This is a genomic window from Staphylococcus equorum (assembly GCF_001747895.1).
Lineage (GTDB): Bacteria > Bacillota > Bacilli > Staphylococcales > Staphylococcaceae > Staphylococcus > Staphylococcus equorum_A.
This window is the reverse complement of the sequence record NZ_LNNB01000002.1, coordinates 36,780-43,591: the sequence shown is the minus strand read 5'-3', so window position 1 is coordinate 43,591 and position 6,812 is coordinate 36,780. Positions and strand designations below refer to the sequence as shown.

At 31.5% G+C, this 6,812-nt stretch carries 9 protein-coding genes; 3 read left to right on the top strand and 6 right to left on the bottom strand.

Annotated features, from left to right (window positions below; genetic code table 11):
- Nucleotides 1-64 precede the first annotated feature (64 nt).
- A complete protein-coding gene (locus AST02_RS00220; RefSeq protein WP_069814819.1) occupies nucleotides 65-655 on the top strand; it encodes a type 1 glutamine amidotransferase family protein in 591 nt (196 codons plus the stop codon).
- A gap of 69 nt (nucleotides 656-724) precedes the next feature.
- On the top strand, nucleotides 725-1,237 hold the full coding sequence (locus AST02_RS00215; RefSeq protein ID WP_069814817.1) for a GrpB family protein: 513 nt from the start codon (nucleotides 725-727) through the stop codon (nucleotides 1,235-1,237).
- A gap of 13 nt (nucleotides 1,238-1,250) precedes the next feature.
- On the opposite strand, the gene AST02_RS00210 is transcribed toward AST02_RS00215, so the two are convergent.
- The 4 genes from AST02_RS00210 to AST02_RS00195 all read right to left on the bottom strand — a co-directional run bounded on the left by AST02_RS00210 (nucleotide 1,251) and on the right by AST02_RS00195 (nucleotide 3,955).
- A complete protein-coding gene (locus AST02_RS00210; RefSeq protein WP_069814815.1) occupies nucleotides 1,251-1,859 on the bottom strand; it encodes a stage II sporulation protein M in 609 nt (202 codons plus the stop codon).
- A 263-nt stretch (nucleotides 1,860-2,122) separates the two neighbouring features.
- A complete protein-coding gene (locus AST02_RS00205) occupies nucleotides 2,123-2,575 on the bottom strand; it encodes a DUF334 domain-containing protein (RefSeq protein ID WP_141714579.1) in 453 nt (150 codons plus the stop codon).
- A 28-nt stretch (nucleotides 2,576-2,603) separates the two neighbouring features.
- Nucleotides 2,604-3,593, bottom strand: a complete 990-nt coding sequence (locus tag AST02_RS00200; RefSeq protein WP_069814811.1) for a relaxase/mobilization nuclease domain-containing protein — start codon at nucleotides 3,591-3,593, stop codon at nucleotides 2,604-2,606.
- Nucleotides 3,575-3,955: a plasmid mobilization protein gene (locus tag AST02_RS00195; protein WP_069814802.1), complete on the bottom strand. Its 381-nt coding sequence runs from the start codon at nucleotides 3,953-3,955 to the stop codon at nucleotides 3,575-3,577. Before AST02_RS00195 ends, AST02_RS00200 begins: the two co-directional genes overlap by 19 nt.
- Before the next feature lie 391 nt (nucleotides 3,956-4,346).
- On the opposite strand from AST02_RS00195, the gene AST02_RS00190 reads away from it, so the two are divergent.
- Nucleotides 4,347-4,781 (top strand): plasmid mobilization protein, encoded by a 435-nt coding sequence (locus AST02_RS00190; protein ID WP_069814800.1) that lies wholly within the window; start codon nucleotides 4,347-4,349, stop codon nucleotides 4,779-4,781.
- A gap of 64 nt (nucleotides 4,782-4,845) precedes the next feature.
- Here the strand turns inward: AST02_RS00190 and AST02_RS00185 are convergent, their stop codons facing one another.
- Both AST02_RS00185 and AST02_RS00180 read right to left on the bottom strand, forming a co-directional pair.
- Nucleotides 4,846-5,331: an IS3 family transposase gene (locus AST02_RS00185; RefSeq protein ID WP_069814798.1), complete on the bottom strand. Its 486-nt coding sequence runs from the start codon at nucleotides 5,329-5,331 to the stop codon at nucleotides 4,846-4,848.
- Between the two features lie 274 nt (nucleotides 5,332-5,605).
- Nucleotides 5,606-6,808 (bottom strand): cytochrome P450, cyclodipeptide synthase-associated, encoded by a 1,203-nt coding sequence (locus AST02_RS00180; protein ID WP_069814796.1) that lies wholly within the window; start codon nucleotides 6,806-6,808, stop codon nucleotides 5,606-5,608.
- Nucleotides 6,809-6,812: the final 4 nt, after the last annotated feature.

Here is a 6,812-nt window from a genome sequence, read left to right as displayed (position 1 = left end):
CAATAAAGCAATTGGAATAAATCAATTAGGTTTAGTAATCTAAAAATAAAAGGGGTTTTTAATTTTGAAAAAAGCTTTATTTCTTTTACTAGATGAATTTGCAGATTGGGAAGGAGCATATTTATCTTCAATTTTAAATCAAGATGATAATTGGTCTGTAAGTACTATTTCTGTTGAAGAAAATGTATCTTCTTTAGGTGGTTTTTCTGTTTTGGTAGATTATATTATTGGCGATGAACCTAAAGATTATGATCTGTTAGTTATGATTGGAGGTAATTCTTGGGATAATGATTCTGAGAACCTTTTAAAATTTGTTGAGGAAGCATTTAATAAAAATATAGTAATTGGTGCTATATGTGGAGCAGTTGATTATTTAGCTAGAAATGGTTTTTTAAACAAATATAAACATACTGGTAATTCGGTTTATATTTGGCAAAATTATAAAAAATATAAACCTGAGAATGAGTTTTTAGAAAAGCAAAGTGTTGTTGATAATATGCTTATAACAGCAAATGGTACAGCATCATTTGAATTTACTGAATCAATTTTAAGAGAGATTGATTTTGATTCTGATAAAAGTATTGAAAAGACAATATTTATGAATAGGTTTGGTTTTTATAAATATTGTGAAAAATACGGAAATCCATATTTATAAAGTTGGGTGTATTTGGGTTTTTAGAAACTCGTTTACACTCGTTTCAAAAAACAAAAAAGGAAGGCTAAAATGAGAGTAGAAGTTAAAGATTATCAACCAAATTGGCAAGAAAATTTTAATAACGAAGCAAAAAAATTAAAAACTATTTTTAACGACGAAATAATTCATATTCATCACATAGGCAGTACATCAATCCAAGGATTAAAAGCAAAACCCATAATAGATATCATGGTAGTAGTGAAAAATATAGAAAAAGTTGATGAATTTAATAAAAAATTGAATGACCTCGGATACGAAAATTTAGGGGAAAATGGTATTCCTAGAAGAAGATTTTTTAGAAAAGGAAAAATAAAAAGAACTCACCACTTACATGTATTTGACTATAAAAATAAAACAGAAATAGAACGTCATTTAGCATTTAAAGAATATCTAAAATCTCATAAAGAAATCGCGAAAGAGTATGGGGAATTAAAAAATAAATTAGCCAAGAATTATCCTGAAGATATAAAATCCTATGTAAATGGCAAAGATAAATACGTGAAAAAAATAGAGAAAAGAGCAATAGATTGGTATAGACAATAAAGCAACGTTGAATTTAGGTAAATAAGTTATATATAAAATCTGTGAGGTATGTCTCTAAAAATGCTGCGAGTATGTATAAAGGTAAAGCGATTAGAAAATATATTTTAAGTAAATTGCTGAAAGCTAACTTAAATGAAAAGTTTTGTTTTTTAGTTTTTCTAAAAAGATTACTTATTTTTCTAATGATTGTTTTATTTAATTTATATAAACCACTGATAACAAAGCACATTGCAAATATTTCGATTATTGTATGTGGTGCTGAAGATAAAACCATGGTGAGGCCTTTATTTAAATCAAAATTGATTGCAAAACCAAATACTATTCCGGTAATTATTGTTGTAGATAATAAATTTAAAAAGTATAAAAATGGGATTGGAATTAAAGAAAGTATCAGCATTTGAAACGGCACTTTAAAACCGTTGTTTAGAATGTATTGCCAAACCTTTATTAAACCATTTGTTTTAGAAATGGTTCCGTGTTGTCCGTCTGTCATATTTTTAAGAGTTTCGAGTGATGGGCTAAAAATAATTGCTAGAATTAAAGTGATTAAGAAAATGGTTGTTGTGAATATGAATATTTTTATGGTTCTTTTAGCATAATTTGGATCTTGGATATTAAACATAAGGGACCTCTTTTTTGTTTGTTTTTGGAACGAGTGAAACGAGTTTCTTCTTGTCTTGATACTATATAGAAATAACTCAAAGATATTAAATGTCATATTATTGTTGATATGACAGTGTGTTTCTTTATACGCGAAAGAAATAAATAAAAACCCCCACTTTACTCTGGAAAGTAGCGGGGGATTCCATATAGCGAACCATACTTCACTTGTTACTTATAAAATAACATAATGAATAGCTAATTATAAATACTTTACGTTATATTTTATCTTTCAAATAGTCTTAAAAGACTTAAACAACACAATAAAATTAAAACAAAGAGTAGATAAGGGACGATATAAGCGATGTACCATAAGTAGCCCCATGCTGATTGTGTATGTGTAATCGTATGATGCAAGGCACTATACATGCTATCAATACCTAAAACGTGTCCAATCGGACCGGTCACAATGGAAACTAAGGCCATTAATAAAATAACGAAGTATAGGGCGCCTATACCATGTGTCATACTTTTAATACTCGATTTAAACGTGCTATTCAACTTTTGATTTTCTTTTAAACTGTTGTTCAATGCTTCATGCTGTTCTCGGTTAGCCATTCGAATCCCTTTGAGGTCTTCATACATCTCGTATTTTTCTTGTCTAAACGCCTTTGCGACATCCTCAGTTATATGTTTGGTATCAATTTTAGATAACATTTGATTGGAAATTTTAATCACTTTGGTTTCTGTTTTATCTAAGTAGTTTTTAAAGTTCGAGGTCGAAGCCTTTAGTTCGCTTACTAATTGTTGGTTCTGATTCGATCTGTTTTGCTCTTGCTGCTCGAGCTCGATCATCCTGTTCCCGAGCTTCGCGTTCTGCTCTTTCAGTTCGTTCACGACGTTTTCGTTCATTGAAGAGGGTTTGGGTTGATTGGTCGAAAGCTGACCAGTTAAGCGTTGTTCTAGGTTGTCTATGCGGTGATTGATCTTTTGGAGTTCGTTCAGGAGTTGTTGATTTTGATTCGTATTTTCTTCTTCTACGTTGTTTCTCGGCTTCAAAGCCATGTGAAATGCCTCCTTTGTCATAAAAATCTCCTAGTTTGCTGCCACGTACTTTTTTATCTGCTTCTATATGTCTATAAGTGATGGTTTTATCCGTCACACGTTCAACAATGATGCCTTTCGGACGTAATTGTTCTTGAAAACTTTCCATATCTGTCGCTTGTGTTTCATCAACGGCTAATCGGATATCATTTTTCCATGATAATTTCCCTTTATCTATGAGATTTTGTTCAGCTTGGGTGTAGCGCATCTCTGCTTGGTTGTTGGGGATGGATAAACCATGATGTCGGCATACCACATCATTTGCTTGTCTGACGTCTTTAAGTGCTTGTTTATTATTATTGAATTTTTTCCCTGTTTCTAAGTTGATGGCATTAATCACGATATGATTATGTACATGATCGGTATCACTATGCGTATAAATCGCCACTTGATGATCAGGCGCTATTTTTTCGGCTAGTTCTAAACCGAGTGCATTACACTTTTCAGGGGTCACTTCTCCTGGTTTGAATGACTGGATAATCACATGACCTTGGTTGCCGTCTGTTTTACCGTAAACTTCGCGAGAAGCTTTAAACGCACTTTTCGCATAATCGATGTCGCAATTTAAACCACTTTTTTCCTCAGCGCGTTTTTCTGCATAGTTAAGGGCTCGTGATGTTGATTTCGTAGCACTTATTTTAGTTGTTGCCATATATGATTCAACTCCTCACGCATGATGGCGATATCTTGTTGCATTTGTTCCATATTTGCGCGTTCGCCATACGTATTTAAAGCTTTCGCGATTTGGTTTAAGTTGCTACCCAACTTACCCATATCTTTGGCCATCGATTGGCGCGTGACTTTGTCTAATTTGGGCGCCACTAATCGAGCCCCTTGTGCTTTGTTTTTAACAAACAAAGGCACACTCATATTCAAAGTTTCAGCCGAAGCCTGTAACTTTGAATATTCGGATTCGCTCACACGAAAACTAATTTGTTTCGGTGCCTTGCGGTCGGGGATTTGGTTTTTCCCGACAGCTTCGTTACCTTCAATCATTGTTTTACGTTCGCTCATAATCCCACCTCGCTTTCTAACGAAAGACACGTTGTTCCGTTGATTGTATTATAACATAATACAATCTTTCTCACATCGTTTCAGAGGTTTGGCAAGCATTGGGAATGCTAGCCACTTTGTGCCTAGATACCCTGCTTGTTGGTGGATGAATCCCCCAAGCCCCCTGTGATTTTTTCTGTGAAAAAATAGCAAATACTCATGAGTATTTGCTTAGTCCAATGCGCAAAAATGTGCGCATTAAATATGAGTAATTACTAATTATATAAACGGTATTTATATTTAGTAATTATTCATCAAATATCCCCTCATATGTTAAAATAATAACTAAGCAATCACTCAATTAAAATAGCATCTATTTTTTGAGTGTTTACTTAGTTATGGGGGGATACCAATGACAGATCAAAATCATAAAAAAGCTAAAACAATCAATATCAATTTAACTGAAGACGAGTATGAAAAAGTAAAGCAACTTGCAGAAATAAGAAATTTAAATCCAACGGCATATACACGACTTACTGCGTTAGGTAATCGGATTAAACCGACGGTTGTATATCCTGCCGATGAGCGCATTGATGCACTTGAAAAAGAAAACGAAGATCTTAAAATGAAACTTATGGCAGGTTATGGTCAATATGAAGTTTCAAAAGAAGATTTTGAGAACTTAGAAGAACAATATTATCGATATGCGGGTTATGTAAATACATTTAAAGACTTTTTACAGTACGTGCAAAACGATGCGGAATATATCAATTTAAATGGTTATAAGAATGATGAAAAGTTAAAAGAAGAGATTAGGGATGCTATAAAGTCATTATTAGAAGATTAAAATGGGGAACGCTATGACAGTTACTTTTTTGGTATTGCTATGTCAACAGTAAACTGGACAATCTTCATGTGGTACTTAGCTTAAAATGAATAGGTGATTGATAATTTAAAGAACCATGAATTCTATGATGATTATACCAATTTATATAATCACAGAATTTTAATTCAAGTTCAAATAATGTTCTAAAATGATTTTGATAAATAAATTCTGTTTTTACAGCTTTAAACGTTGCTTCTGCTATCGTATTGTCATAAGGACAACCTTTTAAACTTAATGATCGTTCTATACTAAAATCTGTCAAAGCATCTTCGATGCATTGATTATCAAATTCTTTTCCAAATTCAGTATGAAGCATTGTTACATTATTTAACCTGTAATTAATCGTTGATAAAATACTTAAAACAAGGCTAGAGTTTTTCTTTTTTCCTGTACTCATTCCAATGATTTCTTTATTAAATAGATCGATAAATAAGCATATATAATGCCACTTTTGACCGACTTTTACATCAGTCAAATCACTTACAATGACTTCCATTTCCTGATTTGTCATAACCATTTATCCAAAGCAGAAGGTGTTAAATCATATTCTCGAATAATATCTTTTCTTGATTTTCCATGCTTGAATAGTTGGCCATTTGAAATTTGAATTCAGGAGCTTCTTAATTTTAGACTAACCTGCCTCATAAAAGTTGTTTAGTTAAGTGTAGCTGATCCATTGATTATTTTGTATGATAAAAAAGAAACACTCAACTCCGTTAGTTAAGTGTTCTAATTTTATAAAAAAGAAGCGTTAATTTTATTATTGAAAAGTTTAAAATATAACACTATTTAAAACTAATCAGTAATTCTTTTGCTCCCCTAGTATATATTCCCTCTTCTACTAAATTATTGTCTTTTAATTTAATGTCCTTTAATCTATCTAATATAATGTTTGTGACCAATTCTAATTGGATAATCGATAAAGCTGCACCTACACATGTATGTACTCCTGATCCGAATGAAAGGTTTTGTGAATGAGAAGTAAATGGTTTATTTTTATCTAATCTTCTATTTATATTGAATTCGTTTGGATTACTAAATGCTTCTTCGTCACGATTAGCTGATCCTATCATACAAATAACTACATCATCTTTATAAAGAATTACTCCATTTAATTTAGTGTCTTCTCTGACCTGTCTTGGTATTAATTGCACAGGTGAATTGAATCTTAATGTCTCTTGTATGGCATCTTTAACTAATGTTCTGTCTTCAATTACTGCTTTAAATTGACTCGGATGATTTGATAAATTATAGAATAAATATGATAAGGTCTTATCCACTGGCTCTGTTGCAGCCAATAGTATATTTAATGTTAATGCTAATATTTCAGAATCACTAATCTTATTTTCGTCATTTCCATATTGGTGTAACAGCGAAATTAAGTCATCATCTTCTGAATTATGTCTCTCTTTAATAAGAGGCATCAAATATTCTTCAAGCTTATCACTACAATATAAAGAATGTTTCATTTCTTCATCAGATAGATTAAATGAAGTGATAAATTTAGCTATACCATTGTGCCATTCTCTTATTTTTTCTGAATCATCTATATTTATACCTAAAAGATCCATAGAGCTTTGTACAGCAAATACTTTACCAAAATCATTTACTATATCTAATTCTTTTTGATTGTTTATGTTTTGATCGATTATATTATTTGTTCTTTTCTTAATAATTGGTATGAGCTTTTCTAAATACTTCCCTGTCATTCCCTTTAATATTGCTGATTTTTTTCCTCTGTGCTCATGTCCTTTCATTTGAGCGAGTACTCTATCTTTCATAACTGGTTCTGCTCTTGTAGCTAATGTCTGTGTTGTAAATAATTCGTTATTCTTTAATATATATTTTACATCTTCATATCTACTAATTAGATAAGCATCTACTTCTTCATCATAATGAATTGGTGATTGTTCCCTCAATGCCTCAAAAGTTGGTATTGGATTAGTTTCATACTCACTACTAAATACACTATTATTTTTTATTTCCATAATT